The sequence below is a fragment of the Streptomyces sp. GESEQ-35 genome (genome assembly GCF_017948485.1).
GTDB lineage: Bacteria > Actinomycetota > Actinomycetes > Streptomycetales > Streptomycetaceae > Streptomyces.
The window spans coordinates 346743-365391 of sequence record NZ_JAFFSX010000001.1 but is presented as its reverse complement, the minus strand read 5'-3'; the positions used below and the strand labels follow the sequence as shown (position 1 = coordinate 365391).

At 72.3% G+C, this 18649-nt stretch carries 18 protein-coding genes; 3 read left to right on the top strand and 15 right to left on the bottom strand.

The genetic code is table 11. The features are described from left to right. Positions 1-120 precede the first annotated feature (120 nt). Positions 121-1161 carry a LacI family DNA-binding transcriptional regulator gene (locus tag KCH87_RS01710; protein ID WP_210583467.1) on the top strand — a complete coding sequence of 347 codons (1041 nt, stop codon included), beginning with the start codon at positions 121-123 and terminating at the stop codon, positions 1159-1161. A 113-nt stretch (positions 1162-1274) separates the two neighbouring features. Here the strand turns inward: KCH87_RS01710 and KCH87_RS01705 are convergent, their stop codons facing one another. The 3 genes from KCH87_RS01705 to KCH87_RS01695 are packed head-to-tail and all read right to left on the bottom strand — an operon-like array spanning position 1275 to position 2839. Further along, positions 1275-1697: an arsenate reductase ArsC gene (locus tag KCH87_RS01705; RefSeq protein WP_210583466.1), complete on the bottom strand. Its 423-nt coding sequence runs from the start codon at positions 1695-1697 to the stop codon at positions 1275-1277. Between the two features lie 27 nt (positions 1698-1724). Then, positions 1725-2468, bottom strand: coding sequence for an MIP/aquaporin family protein (locus tag KCH87_RS01700; RefSeq protein ID WP_210583465.1), 744 nt, complete (start codon positions 2466-2468; stop codon positions 1725-1727). Then, positions 2465-2839, bottom strand: a complete 375-nt coding sequence (locus tag KCH87_RS01695; protein ID WP_210583463.1) for a helix-turn-helix transcriptional regulator — start codon at positions 2837-2839, stop codon at positions 2465-2467. Before KCH87_RS01695 ends, KCH87_RS01700 begins: the two co-directional genes overlap by 4 nt. A 105-nt stretch (positions 2840-2944) precedes the next feature. Between KCH87_RS01695 and arsM the strand changes: the two genes are divergently transcribed. After that, on the top strand, positions 2945-3754 hold the full coding sequence (arsM, locus tag KCH87_RS01690) for an arsenite methyltransferase (protein WP_210583461.1): 810 nt from the start codon (positions 2945-2947) through the stop codon (positions 3752-3754). 38 nt (positions 3755-3792) lie between these two features. Here arsM and KCH87_RS01685 read toward each other — a convergent pair whose 3' ends face one another. From KCH87_RS01685 to KCH87_RS01670, 4 genes are all read right to left on the bottom strand, one after another. Beyond that, positions 3793-4602 carry an N-acyl homoserine lactonase family protein gene (locus KCH87_RS01685; RefSeq protein WP_210583459.1) on the bottom strand — a complete coding sequence of 270 codons (810 nt, stop codon included), beginning with the start codon at positions 4600-4602 and terminating at the stop codon, positions 3793-3795. Between the two features lie 165 nt (positions 4603-4767). Beyond that, the gene (locus KCH87_RS01680) at positions 4768-6723 is read right to left on the bottom strand and encodes a primary-amine oxidase (protein ID WP_210583457.1); all 1956 of its coding nucleotides are present in this window, start codon (positions 6721-6723) and stop codon (positions 4768-4770) included. After that, entirely contained in the window at positions 6720-8384 is a 1665-nt protein-coding gene (locus KCH87_RS01675; RefSeq protein ID WP_308298722.1) for a gamma-glutamyltransferase, read from the bottom strand. The genes KCH87_RS01680 and KCH87_RS01675 overlap by 4 nt, the downstream gene beginning before the upstream one ends. Then, positions 8381-9034: a cyclase family protein gene (locus KCH87_RS01670; protein WP_210583455.1), complete on the bottom strand. Its 654-nt coding sequence runs from the start codon at positions 9032-9034 to the stop codon at positions 8381-8383. Before KCH87_RS01670 ends, KCH87_RS01675 begins: the two co-directional genes overlap by 4 nt. A gap of 134 nt (positions 9035-9168) precedes the next feature. On the opposite strand from KCH87_RS01670, the gene KCH87_RS01665 reads away from it, so the two are divergent. Then, positions 9169-9867, top strand: coding sequence for a GntR family transcriptional regulator (locus KCH87_RS01665; protein ID WP_210583453.1), 699 nt, complete (start codon positions 9169-9171; stop codon positions 9865-9867). Positions 9868-9896: 29 nt separating this feature from the next. Here the strand turns inward: KCH87_RS01665 and solA are convergent, their stop codons facing one another. The 8 genes from solA to KCH87_RS01625 all read right to left on the bottom strand — a co-directional run bounded on the left by solA (position 9897) and on the right by KCH87_RS01625 (position 18647). Further along, positions 9897-12302, bottom strand: coding sequence for an N-methyl-L-tryptophan oxidase (gene solA, locus KCH87_RS50375; RefSeq protein ID WP_210583452.1), 2406 nt, complete (start codon positions 12300-12302; stop codon positions 9897-9899). After that, complete coding sequence (locus KCH87_RS01655; RefSeq protein WP_247195543.1) at positions 12299-13756, bottom strand: aldehyde dehydrogenase; 1458 nt, start codon at positions 13754-13756, stop codon at positions 12299-12301. Before KCH87_RS01655 ends, solA begins: the two co-directional genes overlap by 4 nt. Before the next feature lie 124 nt (positions 13757-13880). Further along, positions 13881-14729, bottom strand: a complete 849-nt coding sequence (locus tag KCH87_RS01650; protein WP_210583451.1) for a creatininase family protein — start codon at positions 14727-14729, stop codon at positions 13881-13883. A gap of 40 nt (positions 14730-14769) precedes the next feature. After that, positions 14770-15216: a cytidine deaminase gene (locus KCH87_RS01645; RefSeq protein ID WP_210583450.1), complete on the bottom strand. Its 447-nt coding sequence runs from the start codon at positions 15214-15216 to the stop codon at positions 14770-14772. Continuing rightward, a complete protein-coding gene (locus KCH87_RS01640) occupies positions 15213-15977 on the bottom strand; it encodes an amidohydrolase family protein (protein ID WP_210583449.1) in 765 nt (254 codons plus the stop codon). The genes KCH87_RS01645 and KCH87_RS01640 overlap by 4 nt, the downstream gene beginning before the upstream one ends. Next, positions 15974-16948, bottom strand: a complete 975-nt coding sequence (locus KCH87_RS01635) for an ABC transporter ATP-binding protein (RefSeq protein WP_210583448.1) — start codon at positions 16946-16948, stop codon at positions 15974-15976. The genes KCH87_RS01640 and KCH87_RS01635 overlap by 4 nt, the downstream gene beginning before the upstream one ends. Continuing rightward, positions 16945-17961, bottom strand: a complete 1017-nt coding sequence (locus tag KCH87_RS01630) for an ABC transporter ATP-binding protein (RefSeq protein ID WP_210583447.1) — start codon at positions 17959-17961, stop codon at positions 16945-16947. Before KCH87_RS01630 ends, KCH87_RS01635 begins: the two co-directional genes overlap by 4 nt. Further along, on the bottom strand, positions 17958-18647 hold the full coding sequence (locus tag KCH87_RS01625) for an alpha/beta hydrolase (RefSeq protein WP_210583445.1): 690 nt from the start codon (positions 18645-18647) through the stop codon (positions 17958-17960). Before KCH87_RS01625 ends, KCH87_RS01630 begins: the two co-directional genes overlap by 4 nt. Positions 18648-18649: the final 2 nt, after the last annotated feature.

Below are 18649 nucleotides of genomic sequence, written 5' to 3'. Positions count from 1 at the left end.
TTGCTGCTGAAACGCATTGTTTACGCCACTGACTTCACGGTGTCTGACATGATGGCGACTGAATCCCCGACGGTGGGGCGTAGTTGTGGGATCGATTTCATGATCGAGAGGGGTGCGCGGGTGGCAGTCACCCTGGACCAGGTGGCCGACGCGGCAGGGGTCTCCAAGAGCACGGCCTCGCGGGTGCTGAGTGGCTCCAGCCGGGTCAGCGCGCAGACGCGGCGGGCGGTGCAGTCGGCGGCGGAACGCCTCGGCTACCGCCCGAACCGGATCGCCAGCGGGCTGCGCACCCGGCGCAGCAACCTCATAGGGCTGGTGATCACCAACCTGGTCAACGCCTCGTTCCACACCATCACCGGGGTGCTCCAGCAGCGGCTGGACGAATGCGGCTACCAGGTACTGCTGTGCGTCACCGACTCCGACCCGGCGCGCGAACGCCGCTACCTGGACATGCTGTTGGACCACCGCGTCGACGGCCTGATCATCGTCGGCACGGGCGCCAACACCGCCACGGTCCGGGAGGCCGCCGCGGCCGGCATCCCGGTGGTCAACCTGATGCGCTCGCCCGACGACGCCCCCGGCGACTCCGTGATGGCAGGCGACCGGGAAGGCGCCGAGCTGGCCGTCGGGCACCTGCTCGGCCTAGGGCACCGGCGCATCGCGTTCATCGGCGGGCCGCCGGAGGTCGACTCCGGACGGGACCGTTACGCGGGGTTCGCCGCGGCCCTGGCCGCCGCCGGACTCGAACCCGATCCCGCCCTGTGCGAACGGGGCCCGTACACCGTGCCGTTCGGCGCGGAGGCGGTCATGCGGCTGATGGCCTCTGACAGCCCGCCCACCGCGCTGTACAGCGCCAACCACGAGGCGACGTTCGGGACGCTCGGGGCCCTGGTCCAACTCGGCGTCCGGGTACCGGAACAGCTCTCACTCGTATGCCACGAGGAGGCGCCCTGGTTCCCGTACTGGCACCCGCCCGTCACCGTCGTCGACAACAGCGCCCGCGACCTCGGCGAACTCGCCGCCGAGCAACTACTGCGGCGCATCGACAGCCGCCCCGACAACGGCGGACCCGGCCCGGAGAGCGCCGGCCGCCTGATCCGCGTGGGCTCCCGACTGGTGGTACGCGACTCGACCGCGGTCCCGGGCCGACCGCCGGCGTGACGCGCGGGCTCGACCCGCGAGGCCGGCTCGCCACGGGTCAGTGGACCCGGCGCGCCGGCCGTGACGGGAACGCCTGCCTGGTCAGTCGCAGCTGGCCGTGCCCCGCGCAGCGGTCACGCGGAGAGGGGGATTCCCAGCTCGCCGAGCAGGCCGCGCACGCGCTGTTCGACAGCGTCACGGATCGGCCGGACGGCCTCGACGCCCTGGCCGGCCGGGTCGTCCAACTGCCAGTCCAGGTACCGCTTGCCGGGGAAGACGGGACAGGCGTCGCCACACCCCATGGTGATCACCACGTCCGAGGACTGCACAGCCTCCGTGGTGAGAACCTTCGGCGACTCGGCGGAGATGTCGATGCCGACCTCCTTCATCGCCTCCACGACCGCTGGGTTGACGGAGTGGGCGGGCGCGGAGCCGGCCGAGCGAACCTCCACCTGGTCGCCGGCGAAGTGGGTGAGGAAGGCGGCGCCCATCTGGGAGCGGCCGGCATTGTGCACGCAGACGAACAGCACCGACGGGCGCGGGGCGGGAGTGCTCATGGCGGGTGTCTTTTCTCGGGGGTGTGGTCAGGAGGAGGCGGGTTCGGGTTCGGGTTCGCTGCTCGGGGCGCCGATCTCGCGGCGTGCCGGGGCGGCGTTCGGGGCGTAGACCGCGGCCACGATGCCGAGCCCGAGCGCGGCGCCGACCAGTTGGGCGGCGATGAACGGGGCCACGGAGGAGGGCGCGATGCCGGCGAAGGTGTCGGTAAAGGCCCGGCCGATGGTCACCGCGGGGTTCGCGAAAGAAGTGGAGGAGGTGAACCAGTAGGCGGCCCCGATGTAGGAGGCCACCGCCGCCGGGGCGAGTGCGGCGCGGCCGATTCGGGGGAGGCCGAAGATCAGCAGGATCAGTCCGGCCGTGGCGACGATCTCGCCCAGCCACAGGTGCCCGCCGGACCGGTCGTGGGTGGAGAACTTCACCAGCGGCTCGGCGAACATCGCGTCGGCCAGGATCGCTCCGCCGACCGCGCCCGCGATCTGGGCGGGCACATAAGCGGCGACGACTCGCAGGGGGAAGCCGTCGGGATGGCGGCGGCCGGTGAACCAAGCGGCCAGGCTGACGGCCGGGTTGAAGTGTGCGCCGGACACCGGCCCCAGCAGCAGAATGAGGACGCCGAGTCCGAAGACCGTGGCGAGGGAGTTGGCGAGGAGTTGCACGCCGACGTCGTGCGACAGCTCGGTGGCCTGGATACCGGAGCCCACTACCACCGCCACCAGCAGCGCGGTGCCGATCGCCTCGGCGGCGACGCGGCGGCCGAGCGGCGCGGTCACGCGGTGACGCCGGCGGGTTGCGTGGTGGTCAGGAAGGCGGCGAGCTTGTCCAGGACGCCGGGCAGCACCCAGTAGTAGACCCAGGTCCCGCGCCGCTCGCAGTCGATGAGCCCGGCCTGCCGCAGCAGCTTGAGGTGGTGCGAGATCGTCGGCTGGGACAGGTCGAAGGCAGGGGTCAGCTCGCACACGCACACCTCGCCGCCCTCTCCGCGCGAGGCGATCATCGACATCAGGCGCAGCCGGACCGGGTCGCCCAGTGCCTTGAAGACCTTCGCAAGGTCGGCTGCCTGGTCCTCGTCGAGCGGTGCGGCGGACAGGCCGGGGCAGCAGGCGGCGTCCTGGCCGATCACCTCAAGCTCTTGTTTCGACATGCCTCTATGTTGACGTTTTTCGATTCAAGACGCAAGCTTGTATCAATGAACTTCAATACAGGCCGATCCGGGGCCGAGCTGTGGCCCATCACCTGGGAGAGAGACATGAGCGAGCAGACCACCGACCTGCGCGAGACCGTCCGCCAGCGGTACGCGGCGGCGGCCGTGAAGGTCACTGAGGGCGGCACCGCCTGTTGCGGGCCCGAGCCGGTCGAGATCGACGAGAACTTCGGCTCCACCCTGTACACCGTCGACGATCGTCACGCGCTGCCCGCCGAGGCCGTCGCCGCTTCACTCGGCTGCGGCAACCCCACCGCCGTCGCCGAGCTGCGCGAGGGCGAACGCGTTCTTGACCTCGGCTCCGGCGGCGGCATCGACGTCCTCCTGTCGGCCCGCCGCGTCGGGTCGACCGGCAAGGCGTACGGGCTGGACATGACCGACGAGATGCTCGCCCTGGCCCTGGCCAACGCGACGAAGGCGGGCGCGACCAACGTGGAATTCCTCAAGGGCACCATCGAAGCCGTCCCGCTGCCCGCGAACACCATCGACGTGGTGATCTCCAACTGCGTGATCAACCTCTCCACGGACAAGCCCGCCGTGTTCGCCGAGACCTTCCGCGTCCTCAAGCCCGGCGGCCGGATCGGTGTCTCCGACGTCGTCGCCGACGACACCCTCACCACCGGGCAGCGCGCAGAGCGCGGCGACTACGTCGGCTGCATCGCCGGCGCGCTGTCCTTCGCCGAGTACCGGGAGGGCCTGGAAGCCGCAGGCTTCACCGACGTTGAGATCGTCCCGACCCATTCCGTAGCCGACGGGATGCAATCCGCAATCGTCCGCGCCACCAAGCCGATGGCCGCCGATACCCCCACCAAGGTGACCGAGCCGGCCGACACCTGCTGCGGCTGCCAGAACTGAGCCCGTGGGCCCTTGTCACGTAGTCACGAAGAGTGTCATCACTGAGCTCGTCGCGGTCCCGCCGGCCGCCGGATCAACTCCGGCCAGACGACCGGGTCGTGGCCGGGGACCAACTCATACCCCTTCTCCTCCGCGAGACGCTTGAGGCGCCGGATGGGTCCCACTGTTGTCTCCGGGGGCACTCCGATCGACGTGCCGACCGGCCGTTCGTCGGCGATGTTCTCCGTGAGGTCGGCCGCGTCGCAGGCGAACACGAAACCGCCTCCCGCGGCGAGGTCCACCACGAAGCTCTGGTGGCCCGGAGTGTGTCCGGCGGTCAGTACGGCCGTGACGCCCGGCGCGATCTCCCGGTCGCCGTCCGCGAGCCGCCAGTCGATGCGCGGATCGTCGAAGTCCACCCGGAAGATCGTGTTGCGCTCCACCTCGGGCCGTCCCGACAGCCCGTACTCCAGCTCGGCCTGCTGAATGTGCACGGGAACCCGGCCGGCGAAGTGCTTCAGCCCGCCGGCGTGGTCGGCGTGCAGATGGCTGATGGCGACCGCCGAGACGTCGTGCAGGGTGACGCCGACCTTGGCGAGCGCCTCCTCCAGAGGCTCACCAGGACCGGGCAGTTCCGGCTGATAGGAGGGGGACGGGTAGAAGCGCCGCCGCAGGGCGGGGTCCCGCAGCAGGGCCGTGTTGAACCCGGTGTCCAGCAGCAGCCACCCGTCCTCGCACTCCAGCAGGACGCCCGGCACGGGTTCCCGCACGCGTTCTCCAGGAGGAGCACCGTGCACCGACACCGACTTGGGCAGGTCCTCCCAGCCGAGCAGAAGCGGCAGCACACGCAGTACACCGCGCCGGGTCATGATGCTCCTTGGTGAGGGACGGTCGGCAAGAGGCAGTGTCAGAGGTCGGGTTCGAGGACCGGCGAGGCGGCCCGGCCAGTACCGGCGTCTCACAGCTGCCGCAATCGCTCTCCTCGCAGGAGGAGGGCACGTCCGGTACACGTTTCCCCATGTGCCGTGGGTGCGTCATCCGCAGCAGTGGCCGTCGTCCGCCTCCGCCTCGGGAGCCGACGCGTGGCACGTGACCGGAGCGGGCACGTCCAGCGCGGGGTTGCGGTCGAAGAAGCCGTCCGGCTCCAGCCGCAGCCGGGCCCGGGCCACCGGCATCACCGGCCACTCCTCGGGGCGCGGGAAGTGGTGCGAGCCGACCGTCGCCCACAGCACCAGCTCCGTGCCGTCCAGCGAGCGGTCCTCCTCCTGCCAGCGGTGCACGCCGTCCGCGCCGGGCTCCGCCTGGTTCGGGTACTCGCCCGCGACGAACCGCCGCGCCGGGTCGTACTCCGTCGCCCACAGCTGCTTCGCGACGAAGGGCGCCCGCCGCGCGCACACGCTGTCGGGACGCACCGGCAGCACCGCCGTGTTCTCCACATGCACCCGGTACGCGGTCGGCTCGCCCATCCGGTTGCGGGCCTCGGTGCTCTCCACCCGCCAGTGCAGGGCCCGGGAGGGGTCCGTGGACCGCCCGCCCTCGGACTCGTTGAGGATCGGCCTTACGACGGTCCGCGCCGCGTTGCCGTACGGGTCGAGGGCCGGGTCGGGCTCGTGCTCGGCGGTGACCTCGACCAGCCGGTTCGCCGTCCCGTCCACCGCCATGTCCAGCCGTACGGCGAAGAAGTGCTGGTGGTTGGTGACCGCCACTTTGGGGGCCACCCGCCGGGCGTACGGCGTCTCCTCGTCCTCCGTGACACCCGTGGCGGAGAGGATGCCCGTCATCTTGATCTCCAGCATGACCGAGCCGTCCTGGTACAGGGACCAGTAGAAGCCGTAGTCGTAGTTCGCGACCGTCGCGAACGCCGAGATGATCAGCCGGCGGGAGCGGCGCACCTCGGTGCGGCCGGTGCGGCCGTCGTGGTGCTTCCAGAGGATCCCGTCGTCCTCCTCGTGCATGCAGATCGCGTTGGGGATCACCCGGGGCACGCCGTCGCCGCCGAGGACGGCCGCGTCGAAGTAGTGGATGACACCCAGGCAGTCGCAGCCCAGGGCAAGGGAGTTGGTGAGCGGGCCGGCGCCGTACTCGCCCCAGTCGAAGAAGTTCTTGCGGTACTGCGTGGAGGCCGTGTCGAAGTACGGCACGTACATCTCGTTGACCGAGGCGCGGCGGATCACTCGGCGCGGGCCCTTGCCGGCCGCGTCGAACGTCAGGTCGTGCAGCACCAGGCCCTCGCGGTGGGTGAAGCCGACCCGCACCGACCAGCCCTGCCAGTCGACGCGCTGTCCGGTGACGGTGAAGCTCGGCCCCTCGGGCTGGACCACCTCCAAGGGCTTCAGGCCCGACCGCTCGGGCACGCCACCCGCGGCGAACACCCCGGATTCCTGCGACAGCGGCACGATCCCGTGGTCCTCGACGTACAGCACCTCCATCGACTCCATGTCGATGAGCGGCACGACCCCCTGTACGGGCCGGGCGTAGCCGTTGTCGTCCGGGGATTCGCGGTGCCACACGCTGCCCCAGGTCAGTCGGCGGCCCGTGTACTCGGGCGGTTCGAAACCGCCGATCGACTCCGGGTCGACCATCACCAGCGACACGTCGTGGATGCCGCGCAGCGCGAGCGCCTCCCTGAACCGCGGATCGGCCCGGCAGGCGGCGGCGGCCTGCCGGGCTTCCTCCGACGTGCAGCCCGGGCTGCGCACGTCCAGCTCGCGCCAGGCCGTGGCCTGCGGCTTCTCCCCGAGTTCGAGGTCGACCTCGTAGGCGAGGTGCGCCGAGGGGCAGATCGCCACGGCGCGCGCCCGCCGCGCGTCACCGGGCCCGGCCGTGCGCGCGTGGTGCTCGTCGAGGGCCACCCCCCAGAACCGGGCGTCTTCGGTGACCCGAGGATCGGCCTTCAACACCTTGACGGCGAGGGCGAGTTCAGCGGCCGTCAGCGGATCCAGAGGGTGCGGCGCCACGTCGGTGGCGGGCCGGGGGGCGAGGGTGCTCATGGCTGCTGTCCTTCCGGGGTGGTGCGGGTGAGAGCGGGTGCGTGGTCGGCGCGGTCGTGCCGGATGGCGGCCGGGTCGCTCCCGAAGAGGCCCGTACGGCGGCGCCCGCCGCGCGGTGCCGGATCCGGGGCGTGGCGTACGGTGCCGCCGTCGGCGCGCGGGTCGGAGGCGCCGTCCAGTCGGCCGTCCCGGGCCAGACGCGCCACCTGGGTGTGGCCCGCCAGATCGGTGGGCCCGGCCGTGACGACGACCGGAAGTCCCAGGAGCGGCCGGTCCGTTGCCGTGGGCAGGGACGCCGGCTCGGCGAGCAGAGTCTGCTCCTCGAAGCCGATGTCACGGGCGCCGATCACCCAGCGCGGGCCCGCCAGCACGGCCGCGGGATCGGCGTCGGGGTCCGCGAGCCGGGGCAGGGTCTGGGCGAGGATCTGCGGCTGGGCCCGGCCGCCCTGGCAGCCCGCCGCCAGCAGCAGCGTGTCGGATCGTCCGACCACCGGGCACAGCGTGTGCGGCGGGCGCGCGCCCGGGCGCAGCGCGCCGGGATGGCCGGGCACGAGACTGAACGCCGAGCCGCGGTTGTGCAGGACGATCCCGGTGTCCGGGTCGCACAGTCCGGAGCCGAAGGTCTGGTAGACGCTCTGGATCAGCGACACGGCTAGTCCCGAGGAGTCGACGGCCGTCACGGCCACGGTGTCCCCGGAAGGGCGGAAGAGCGGCTTCGGCGCGGCCGCGCCCGCCAGTGGCGCCGGGTCCAGCAGCCCGTCCAGGTCCAGGTGCTGCCCGCGCGGATCGCCGAGCAGCAGGTCCCGGGCGGCCGAGGCGTCCTGGCAGCGGGCGGCGAGCAGCCGGGTGCGCTCCGGTTCGGGCAGGCCCGCCGAGTCGGCCGCCGCCGTCAGCAGCGCGGGCAGGACGGCGCCCTGGCTGGGCGGGGGAGCGGCCCACCAGCGGACACCTGCGGCCTCGACGCGCACCGGCTCGGCGAACTCCGCCCGGTGCGCGCCCAGGTCGGCCGCGGTGAGCGGACTGCCGAGGCGGCGCAGCCCGGCGGCCAGCGTCTCGGCGACAGCGCCCCGGTAGAACGACGAGGGGTCGTCGGCGAGTTCGTCGAGCACCCTCGCCAGTCGCGGCTGCGGGAGTGGGTCGCCCTCGTCCAGCAGGCGGCCGTCGGGCCCGGTCAGCAGCGCGGACAGACCCGGGTCGGCCGCGATCCGCCCGGCGTGCTCGCGGACGGCGCGGGCCAGCCCCGCGGACGCGGTCGCCCCCTCCCGGGCGAGCGCGACGGCGTCCCGCATGGCCTCCCGCAGCGCGCCCCGCGTGCCGTAGGCCTCCGCGAGCGCCGCCCAACCCGCGACCACCCCGGGCACGGTCACGGTCTGCGGGCCCTGCGCGGGCATGCGCGGGTCCGCCGCGCGCAGCGCCTCGACGTCGATGTCCCGTGCCGCCGCACCCACCGAGAGCACGGCCCGCACCGTGCCGTCGGGCGTGTGCACCAGGGCGATCAGATCGCCGCCCAGGGAGCACTGGTGGGGGTAGACCACGGTCAGGGCGGCGGCCGCGGCAAGTGCCGCGTCGACGGCGTTGCCACCGCGCCGGGCCGCCCGCTCGGCCGCGTCGAGCGCCGCCGGGTGCGGCGCCGCCAGGATCAGGCCGGCTACGGGGCTCACGCCTCGTCCCTCGGCAGCAACAGGGTGCGTGAGGGAGCCGCTTCGGCGCCCTGGAGCGGCACGGGCAGCGACAGCATGTCGTAGACGCCGGCCGGGGTGTGCAGCAGATCGACCACTTCGAGGATCAGCACGTCCGCCCCGCACAGCAGCTGGTGTGTCTCCCAGTGTGTGGTGTAGGCGACCGCTTCGATGCTCAGGTAGTCGATGCCGGCCGTGCGCACCCCGGCCTCGATCAGCCGCTCCGCCCCGTCCGGGGCCAGACCGACCCACTGCCGGGCCTTCCACGGACTGCGCAGCACACCTTGCGAGTTGCTGGTGCGCAGCAGCACCCGCTCCTCGGTCCCGAGCCCGGCCGCGTCCAGGTCGGCGGCGCTGATCTGCTCCTTGACGTGGGTGAGGTCGAGCACGCGGGCGGTTCCGTTGAGGGCGGACAGATCGAGTTGGTCGACCGTCCTGCCGCCGTCGACGAAGTGGGCCGGGGCGTCGATATGGGTCCCGGTATGGGCGCCGATGCGCCAGCGGCTGACATTGGACGGGTCGCCCGCCGTGCGCGATTCGACGACCTCCATCTCGGGCCGGCGGCCCCAGTGCAGCATGCCGGGGTGGATGGGCACGGAGACGTCGATCGCCTTGGTGACGTCGAGATTCATGACACGCTCCTATTGGATGCGGTTACTCTGTAAGTGGATCCAATATCGCTGGATGGCCGAGGGCCACGGCGTGGCAGACTGCTCCACCACCGCGCGGCCCCCGTCAGCCCCCGAGAAGGGTGAGACCCACTCCGATGACGCCCCAGACCGACGAAGGCGCCCTCGTCGACGACATCGCTGCCCGTATCCGCACGCGGATCATGAACGGGGAGCTTCCGATCGGGAAACCGCTGCGGCAGGCGGCGTTGGCCGCCGAATACGGCGTCAGCCGCACCCCCGTCCGCGAGGCGCTGCGTCAGTTGCAGCACGGCGGGCTGATCGAGATGCAGCCGCACCGCGGTGCGGTGGTCCGGGTGCCCTCGCCGTGGGAGGTCCGCCAGGCGTACGAGGTGCGCGCGGAGCTGGAAGCCCTGGCCGCCCGGCGTGCCGCCGCACGGATCACCGAGAGTCGGCTCGCCGAACTCCGCCGCCACAACGACGTGCTGCGTGCGGCGGCGGAGGGAGCCGCCACCGGGACCGGGGGCTCGCTCGCCACGACCGAGGCCAACGACTGCTTCCACACGGTGGTCTGCCTGGCCGCCGACAACCCCTGGCTCAGCCGCATGATCGACCGGATCAACGAGAGCTTCCCGCGCAACGTGTCCTCGCTGGCACTGGCCGACGACGAACGGCACCGGCAGCTGAACATCCGTCAGCACGATGCCATCGTGGCCGCGTTGACCGACCGGGACGCCGACCGTGCGCAGGCGGCGATGCGCGAGCACATCATCAGTTCCGGCGAACACCTGACGGCCTGGTACGAGAGACGCTCGCAGACCGTGTTCCGCGGCTGAGGCGCACGGGGGTGTCCCGGTGGCCGCCGTCATCGGACCGCACCGGGCATCAGCCGGGCCGGGGAGAGGAAGTCCAGATCGGGACGCGGCACTTCGCACACGAGGTCGGCCAGGGCCGCGCCGATCACGGGGCCGAACTTGAAGCCGTGCCCCGAACACGCCGAAGCCACCAGCGCCTGCGGCACACCGGGCACCTCACCGACGACGAAACGCCGGTCCGCGGTCATCGTGTAGAGACAGGTCAGGCTCTCGGTCACGGGGCCAGCTCCCGGCACCACCCGCGCCACCGCCCTTGCCAGCAAAGCGAGTTCGTCCTCGGTGGCGGCGGGCCTGGCGGCTTCCGGGTCCCATGCCGGACCCGTGTCGAGGCCCGCCTTGAGACCACGTCCGTCAACCGCCGGAAATCCGTACAGCAGCCCTTCCGGCAGATCGACCGAGAAACTCCCCAGGCCGCGTCGCCCCAGCGGCCCCTGTGGGTCGGCGGCGAAGTAGGCGTTCACGATCCGGGTGACCGTCAGATGCTTTGACAGCGCGGGCACTTGGTACGACGTCCAGGGCCCGGCACACAGCACCAGCCGGCGGGCGCGAACCTCCCCCTCCGATGTGCGGACGACGACCCCGTCACCGTCCGGCTGCCAGCCGGTGACCGGCGTGCGATCGGCGATCCGGGCTCCGGCCCGCTCGGCGAGCCGGAGTTGGGCGCGCAGGGCCTCGTGGGCGTCGATGATCCCGGCGGCGGGGTCGTGGACCGCCGTGAACCCCTCGGGCAGGCGTAGCCCGCGAAAGATCCGGGCCGCCTCCTCGGCGTCCACGGCACGGCAGCCGGGGCCCCGCAGCGGATCGGGCCGGTCCTGAGGCGCGGCGTAGAGGCCGCCGGTCACCTCGACCAGCCGTGTCCTTGCCGCCTCCGCCAGCTCGGCCCAGGCGCGGTAGGCACTGTCGACCAGGCCGTCCCAGTCGGGGTGGGGATAGGCCCGGCGGATCATCCGGGTGGCGCCGTGCGAGGAACCCAGGTCGTGGCCCACCGCGAACTGCTCCAGGCCCAGCACGTCGAGACCGCGCTCGGCCAGCTGCCGCAGCGCCCCGCTGCCGTGCACACCGAGGCCGACGACCACCGCATCGTGACGGGTGGCCGCAGGGTGCCGTGCGGGCCGGGTGCTCGGTGCGTTCGCGGGGGATCCGGCAGTCGGCGGTGTCGTCGGTTCCGTACGGTGTGCGCCGGCCGAGATCTCGGCAACCGCCTCGACCAGTGCGTCCAAGTCGCCCTCGTCGGTGTAGACATGGACCGAGGCCCGCACCACCTTCGCCAGACCGCGCGGGTCCATGTCCCAGCGGCTGTGGTCGGCCGGTACGGCGATCAAGTGCACCCGGCGCAGCGCCAGTTGCCGCTGGACCTCGCTCGCGTCGAGTCCGTCCACCACGAAGGTGACGATGGCGCCGCCCGCAGCCGGCGGGTCCGTGACCCGCACCTTGGGCAGTTCGGCGAGGCGCTCACGCAGTGTCGCCGCCAGAGCGGCCAGGTGCGTGAAGACGTCTCCGGGGCCGAGCGCATGGAGGTCGGCGAGCGCCGAGCCCAGTCCCAGGCGCAGGGCGTGGGCGGCCTCCCACAGCTCGAACCGGCGGGCATCCGGGGCCAGTTCCCACGCTCGTTCGGCGGTCCAGCGGGCCCCTCGCACGTCCGGCGCCTGCGGCGTGAGTGTCTCCAGCAGGGGACGGCGCACGGCCAGCAGACCGGTGCCGCGTGGGGCGCGCAGGAACTTGCGTCCGGTGCCGATCAGCAGATCGCAGCCCAGGGCATCCATGTCGACGGGCAGCTGGCCCAGGGACTGCGTGGCGTCGAGCAGGAACGGCACCCCGTGGGCTCCGGCCAGCGCGCCGATCCCGGCGGCCGGCTCGACCAGGCCGGAGGAGGTCGGCATGTGCGCCGCGGTCACCAGGGCGGCCGGCCCGGTGCGCAGCGCACGCTGAAGGGACTCCAGATCCGTGGCCCCGTCGGGACCGTTGGGCAGCACCTCCACCCGCACGCCGGTGTCGCGCTCGGCGGCCAGCAGGTGCAGGGCGCTGCTCACATAGCTGGAGCGGGAGGCCAGCACCCGGTCCCCGGGCCGCAGCCGCAACGACGAGACGATGCGCTGCCAGCCGGCGGTGGCGCTCTCGACCAGAGCGACCTCGTCCGCGTCGACGCCGAGCAGAGCCGCGGTGCGCGTGTAGACGCCCGCCAGGTCACCGGCGGCGAGCTTGGCCGCTTCGTAACCGCCATGCAGGCTCTCGGCACGCAGCTGGTCGATGACCGCCTGGACCGTGTCGGAAGCAAGGAGGGCGGCACCGGCGGCGTTGAAGTGGTGGCCGGTGGCGCAGCCCGGGGTGCGGGCGCGCTCGGCGGCGACGTCGAGGGTGGTGGGGGGCGGTGAGGTGGCCGTCACGGGGGCGCTCACAGTGCGATCGTGATGCTCTTGAGCTCGGTGAACCCGTCGACCGCCGCGTCGCCGAGATCCCTGCCGAGACCGGACTGCTTGACCCCGCCGAACGCCACGGCGGGGTCGAACTCGTTGTAGGTGTTGACCCACACGGTGCCCGCCTCGAGCGCCGAGGCCGCGCGGTGGGCGCGGGCCAGATCGGTGGTCCACACCCCGGCCGCGAGCCCGTAGTCGCTGTCGTTGGCCAGCGCGATCGCCTCCTCCTCGGTGTCGAAGGGCAGGACGGCGGCGACCGGGCCGAAGATCTCCTCGCGGGCGATCCGCATGTCCGGGGCCACCTCCGTGAACACGGTGGGCCGCACGAACCACCCCGGTCCGGGCAGGGGTTCGCCGCCGACGGCCACCTGCGCGCCCTCGGCGCGGCCGAGTTCCACATAGCCGGTGACCCGGTCGAACTGCTCCTGGGAGACGAGGGGACCGATGTTGACGCCGCCCGACAGACCGGGGCCGATCCGCAGCGCTTCCACGGCCGGCAGCATCCGGTCGAGGAACTCCTTGACCACCGAGCGCTGCACCAGCAGTCTGCTGCCGGCCGTGCACATCTGTCCGGAGTGGCCGAACACGGCCCGTACGGCGGCCGGTACGGCGGCGTCCAGGTCCGCGTCGGCGAACACGATGTTGGCGGACTTGCCGCCCAGCTCCAGGGTGAGCCGTTTGACGGACGGTGCCGCCGCGGCCATGATCAGCCGCCCCACCTCGGTGGATCCCGTGAAGGAGACCTTGGCGATTTCGGGATGCGCGACCAGCTGCGCCCCGGTGCGTCCGTCACCCGTCAGGGCGTTGACGACACCCTCCGGCACACCCGCCTCCAGACACAGAGCGACCAGCCGTAGCGCGGTCAGCGGGGTCTGCTCGGCGGGCTTGACCACCACCGTGCAGCCCGCCGCGAGGGCCGGGGCGAGCTTCCAGGCGGCGATCATGAAGGGGAAGTTCCAGGGGAGCACGGCGGCCACCACGCCGACCGGCTCCCGCACGCTGTACACATGGCGGCCGGGACCGGCCGGGTGCACCGTGCCGTTCATCCTGGTGGGTGTGCCGGCGAAGTGGCGGATGGCCTGGAGGCCCAACTCCACGTCCCCGCGGGCCCGTTCGATCGCCTTGCCGTTGTCCAGGGTGTCCAGGACCGCCAGCGCCTCGGAGTCCCGCTCCACCAGGTCGGCCAGCCGCAGCAGCACGTCCTGGCGCCGCCGTGGCGGCAGGTTCCGCCAGCGGCCGTCACGGTGGGCGGCGGACGCGGCGGACACCGCGGCGTCCACCTCCGCTTCGTCGCCCTGGGCGACCGTGGTCAGCTGACGGCCGGTGGCGGGGTCGAGGACCGGGATCCGTCGCGTCGATGCCCCCGTGGTCCAGTCGCCGCCGATGAGCATGGGCTCGTATTCCGGCAGGTGAGGGAGGGTGATGCTGGGGTCCAAGGTGTTCTCCTTGTCGTTCGTGCGGCCGCCCGGCCTCAGCCGGCGTCTTGCTGCGCCCGGGTGGGGGAGCGGCGGCAGTGGGGCGGGCCGGACGGCCGGGCCGACGGACCGCGCCGGGCCAGGGTCAGGCGGGATCGCCCGGCCGGTGCGCCGCGCTGGGCCAGGGCTCGCGCACGGCCGCCGAGACCGCGCGGGCGGTGGTGAGCACACAGCGGTCGAACTCCGCCTCCCCGTGGCCGGCGTTCGCCTCGGTCACGTCCCTGCCCCACACCCCGGTCTCGCTGACCTGGTCCATGCGGTAGTCCCAGAACGAGTCGACATCGACGTGGGAGGTGGCCCGCTCCATCCGCACCAGCTCGGGCGCCAGATGGAGCATCACCGACGTCTCGAAGTAGTTGGCGTGCATCAGCGCACGGCCGTAGGTGACATGGCCGTCGACCTCCGGGCCCGGGTACATCGTCACGTAGCCCAACGCCCGTACCCGCGCGTCCCGGTGACGGACCCTCAGCTTCTCCGCGGAGACATCGAGGGCGCCGTTGTTCCAGATGTGGCCGTTGAGCAGGACGAACTGCCGTACTCCGCTGTCGTACAGGGAGTCGATCACATCCGCCACGACGGCGATCAGCGTCTCGGGGCGCAGCGCCACCGTCCCCGCGAAGCCGCCGTGCGAGGCGGACACCCCGAAGCTCAGCGGCGGCAGCACCGGCACTCCGGTCAGCGCGGAGACGCCCAGGGCGACCGCCTCGCAGATCCGGGTGTCCACGGCGAGCGGCAGATGCGGCCCGTGCTGCTCGGTGGCGCCCACCGGGATGATGACCGAGTCCCGTCCCGCGACCGTGGCCTCGGCCTCCGGCCAGGTCAGTTCTTCCCACGGCACCGGCGCACCGGTGCCACCGAGTTGTTCCGCGAGCGCGGGCACGTCCAGCCCGGTCGGGACGCGCAGGCCGTTGGGCCCGGTGATGACGGACGACATGTCTCTCCTGTCCTCATGGGGTATGCACGGCCGGGGGCGTTCACCAGCGGCGCCGGCTCTTCTCGGGCAGCAGATCCAGGGCGCGTACCGGAACCGGCCGGTCGTCGTCCACGGTGGTGATCCACACGGCGGCATCCGGGCAGTAGTCGCTGATGAGTTCACGGCACACCCCGCAGGGAGCGATGATGCGGAACTGCCCGGCGGGCTTGATCTGCACGGACACCACCGACGTCACCTCCAGCGGCGCACCGGCCGCGAGCGCCCCGCGCGCGGTGCCCAGGGCGACGCCCTCTGCACAGACCGAACTGCGCCGGCAGGAGCCCTCCACATGGACGCCGGTGTGGATCCGGCCGTCGGCGGAGCGCAGCGCGGTGGCCACCTCGTGCCGGTCCTGGCGCCACACCCGGTCCAGCAACGCCTGGGCCACCGACAGCAGTTCGGCGTCGCTTTCGCTCATCTCCGGCGGCACGGCGACCGGGGCGGTCATACGTCCAGCCCCAGCAGCCGGGCCATGTTGCCGCCCTCGACCAGGGCGCGGTCCTTCTCGTCCTCGACCGCTTTGGCGATCTTCATGCGCTCGAGGTCGAAGTCCGATCCCGGCCACTCGCTGCCCATCAGGATCTGCCGGGGCCCGAGCCGCGCGTAGGCCCGCTTCACGTCGCTCATCAGCGTCGCGGAGGTCTCCAGATAGATGTGCGGCCGCCGTTCGGCCACGATGATCGCCTCGGGCACGTTCCACACGGCACCCATGTGCGCGATGACCGTCGGCACGCCGGGGTGGTCGCGGGCGATCTCCTCGATGGCCAGCGGCGCGCAGAACGCGTCGTCGAGCGCGTTGACGAGAACCATCAGCCCGCGCCTCGCGCAGGCTTCGAACACCGGGTCCAGCAGTCCGTGGTCGGCCACGTGGTAGCCGTGCAGACTCGGGTGCAGCTTCAGTCCCACCAGGCCTGCGTCGGCGATGCGGTCGATCTCCTCGATGGCGTCGTCCGCCTGGGGCAGCACCTGCCCGAACCCGAAGAACCGGTCGGGGTGAGTGGCGACCAGGGAGGCGATGAAGTCGTTCTCGATCCGCTGGGCGAGCGAGCACACCATCGCCATGTCCACCCCGGCCGCGTCCATCCGGTCGAGGATGCGGCGCGGCTCGAACGGCTTGTACGGGGGCGGTGCCTCGCCCTTGCGGGCCCCGGTCAGGTAGTCGGAGCGACCGCGCACGTCCTGCGTGGTGTTGTAGGCGTCGATGATCAAGACAGGTCCTCACTCGCGGGTCCGAGAGGCAGATGGCAGCGCACCCTCCGGCCCGGGGCGATCTCGCGCAGCTCCGGGTGCGTGGTGCGGCACAGGTCGGTGGCGAACGGACAGCGGGTGCGGAACAGACACCCCTGCGGCGGGTTCGCCGGGTCGGGCAACTCGCCCTCCAGCGGCTGCCGTTCGCGCGGCGGGCCGGGCCGCAGTACCGGCACACTGGTCAGCAGGGCACTGCTGTACGGGTGCGCCGGACCGATGAAGAAGTCGTCCCGGGAGGCGATCTCGATGATCTCCCCGAGGTACATCACGGCGACCCGGTCGGCGATATGCCGTACGACGCCGAGATCGTGCGAGATGAACAGCATCGTCAGACCCCGGTCGCGCACCAGGTCCGACAGCAGGTTCAACACCTGCGCCTGGATCGACACGTCCAGCGCGGAGACCGCCTCGTCCGCCACCACGAACCGTGGCGAGGACGCCAGGGCGCGGGCGATGCCGATGCGCTGGCGCTGGCCGCCGGAGAACTCGTGCGGCTTGCGCCCGCCCGCCTCGGCTCCGAGCCCGACCAGTTCGAGCAGCCCCGCCACGGCACGGTCCGCCTCGGCCCGGCTCGCGCCACGGGCGCGCAGCAGCGGCTCGGCGACGATGTCGGCGACCCGGCGACGGGGGTTGAGCGAGCCGAAGGGGTCCTGGAAGACCATCTGGAGCTCGGCCCTGGTCTGCCTCAGCCGCCTGCCGCGCAACCTCGTCAGATCGGCGCCGAGGAAGTCGATGCGGCCCGCTGACGGCTCCACGACCCGCAGCAGCGCGCGCCCGAGCGTCGACTTGCCGCAGCCCGACTCACCGACCAGGCCCAGCGTCTCACCCTGCGCGATGTCGAGGTCGATGTCCCTCAGCGCCCGCACCCGGCCGCCGGCCCGCCCCGGATACTCGACCCGCAGCCCGCGCGCGCTCAGCAGTACGTCGTTCATGCGTCGGCTCCTGCCGCGCGGGCTCGCAGCCGGGTCTTCTCCGACAGCACGCAGGCGTCCAGGTGGTCCGTACCGCCGTACCGCCGCCGCAGCACGGGGCGCTCCAGACAGCCGTCGTGGGCGAACGCGCACCGGGGCCGGAAACCGCAGCCGGACGGCCGCTCGACGCCACTCGGCGGACTGCCCGGGATCGTCGGCAGCCGCTCGGGCACCGGCCCGTCCAGTGGAGGCACCGAGCCGAGCAGGCCCATCGTGTACGGGTGTTGGGGATCGAAGAGCACCTCGTCGCGCGTGCCCTGTTCCACGATCCGGCCCGCGTACATCACCGCCACCCGGTCCGCGACCTCGGCGACCACACCCAGGTCGTGAGTGATCAGCAGGACGGACGTGCCGTGCTCGCGCTGCACTCGCTTCAACAGCGTCAGGACCTGGGCCTGGATCGTCACGTCGAGCGCGGTGGTCGGCTCGTCGGCGATGAGTACGGCAGGGTCGTTGGCCAGTCCCATCGCGATCATCACGCGCTGGCGCATGCCGCCGGAGAGCTGGTGCGGATAGGCGCGCGCGGCCCGGGTGGGACCCGCGATGCCGACTTCCGCGAGCAGCTCGACGGCACGGTTCGCGGCCATGGTGCGCGGGACGTCGGTGTGGGCGCGGATCGTCTCCGCGACCTGCGCGCCGGCCCGGTGCAGCGGGTTGAGCGCGGCGAGCGCGTCCTGGAAGACGACGGTCACGTCCTTGCCGCGCACCTTGCGCAGCTCGCGCTCGGATGCGCCCACCAGCTCCCGGCCCCGGAAGTACGCCGAGCCGCTGATATGGGTACGGGGTCCCCGGTTGAGGCCCACCAGGCTCATCGCGAGCGCCGACTTGCCCGACCCGGACTCGCCGACCAGCGCGAGGATCTCACCTTTGCGCAGCGTCAGGTCCACCCCGTCCACGGCGGGCAGCCGCCCCGTCGGCACGTCGAACTGCACGCTCAGGTCCCGGACTTCGAGCACCGCTTCCGGCGGGGTCATAGCGCGCCGCCCACGGCCAGCGCGGCCCGGTGGATCAGATCGGCGACCCGCTCCGGCCACACCAGGGTGGTGTAGTGGCTGCCCGGCACATGCTCCACGGTCGCCTTCATCCGCTCCGCCATGAAGTTCTGGATCTCCGGGCGCAGGGTCCGGTCGTCGTCGGCGACCAGGTACCAACTGGGGAGCTGCCGCCAGGCCGGAACGCCGGTGGCCTGGGTGAAGACGAGGTTCTCGGCCCGCCGCCCCTCGGCCTCGACCACCGCCCGCTGCTCGGCCGACAGATCCGGGCCGATCTCCGCCCAGAACTCCGGGCTCGGCTCGGACTTCCAGTCGCCGTTCGGACCGCGCCGCATGTACTTGGAGATCTCCGCCGGCTCGTAGCGCTCCACGATCCCGTTGACCGTCTCGCCCTCGTCGGGCCCGAACGCGGCGATGTAGACCAGCCCCTTGACGCGCGCGTCGCGTCCAACGTCGGTGATGACGGCGCCGCCGTACGAGTGGCCCACGAGCAGGACCGGGCCGCTCGTTCCCGCCAGTGCGGCCGAGGTCTCGGCGATGTCGTCCGCCAGGGAGGTCATGGGGTTGGTGACCGTGAACAGTCGGTGGCCGCGCGCGGCGAGCAGTGGCTGTACCGCCGACCACGTGGTGGGCCGTCCGCCCGCACCGTGGACGAGCACGATGTCCATTC

Excerpts from the sequence above, each read along its gene's own strand:
- KCH87_RS01705 (WP_210583466.1), bottom strand. The coding sequence starts at position 1,697 with ATGAGCACTCCCGCCCCGCGCCCGTCGGTGCTGTTCGTCTGCGTGCAC.
- KCH87_RS01695 (WP_210583463.1), bottom strand. The coding sequence starts at position 2,839 with ATGTCGAAACAAGAGCTTGAGGTGATCGGCCAGGACGCCGCCTGCTGC.
- arsM (WP_210583461.1), top strand. The coding sequence starts at position 2,945 with ATGAGCGAGCAGACCACCGACCTGCGCGAGACCGTCCGCCAGCGGTAC.
- KCH87_RS01685 (WP_210583459.1), bottom strand. The coding sequence starts at position 4,602 with ATGACCCGGCGCGGTGTACTGCGTGTGCTGCCGCTTCTGCTCGGCTGG.
- KCH87_RS01680 (WP_210583457.1), bottom strand. The coding sequence starts at position 6,723 with ATGAGCACCCTCGCCCCCCGGCCCGCCACCGACGTGGCGCCGCACCCT.
- KCH87_RS01670 (WP_210583455.1), bottom strand. The coding sequence starts at position 9,034 with ATGAATCTCGACGTCACCAAGGCGATCGACGTCTCCGTGCCCATCCAC.
- KCH87_RS01665 (WP_210583453.1), top strand. The coding sequence starts at position 9,169 with ATGACGCCCCAGACCGACGAAGGCGCCCTCGTCGACGACATCGCTGCC.
- KCH87_RS01650 (WP_210583451.1), bottom strand. The coding sequence starts at position 14,729 with ATGTCGTCCGTCATCACCGGGCCCAACGGCCTGCGCGTCCCGACCGGG.
- KCH87_RS01645 (WP_210583450.1), bottom strand. The coding sequence starts at position 15,216 with ATGACCGCCCCGGTCGCCGTGCCGCCGGAGATGAGCGAAAGCGACGCC.
- KCH87_RS01635 (WP_210583448.1), bottom strand. The coding sequence starts at position 16,948 with ATGAACGACGTACTGCTGAGCGCGCGCGGGCTGCGGGTCGAGTATCCG.
- KCH87_RS01630 (WP_210583447.1), bottom strand. The coding sequence starts at position 17,961 with ATGACCCCGCCGGAAGCGGTGCTCGAAGTCCGGGACCTGAGCGTGCAG.
- KCH87_RS01625 (WP_210583445.1), bottom strand. The coding sequence starts at position 18,647 with ATGGACATCGTGCTCGTCCACGGTGCGGGCGGACGGCCCACCACGTGG.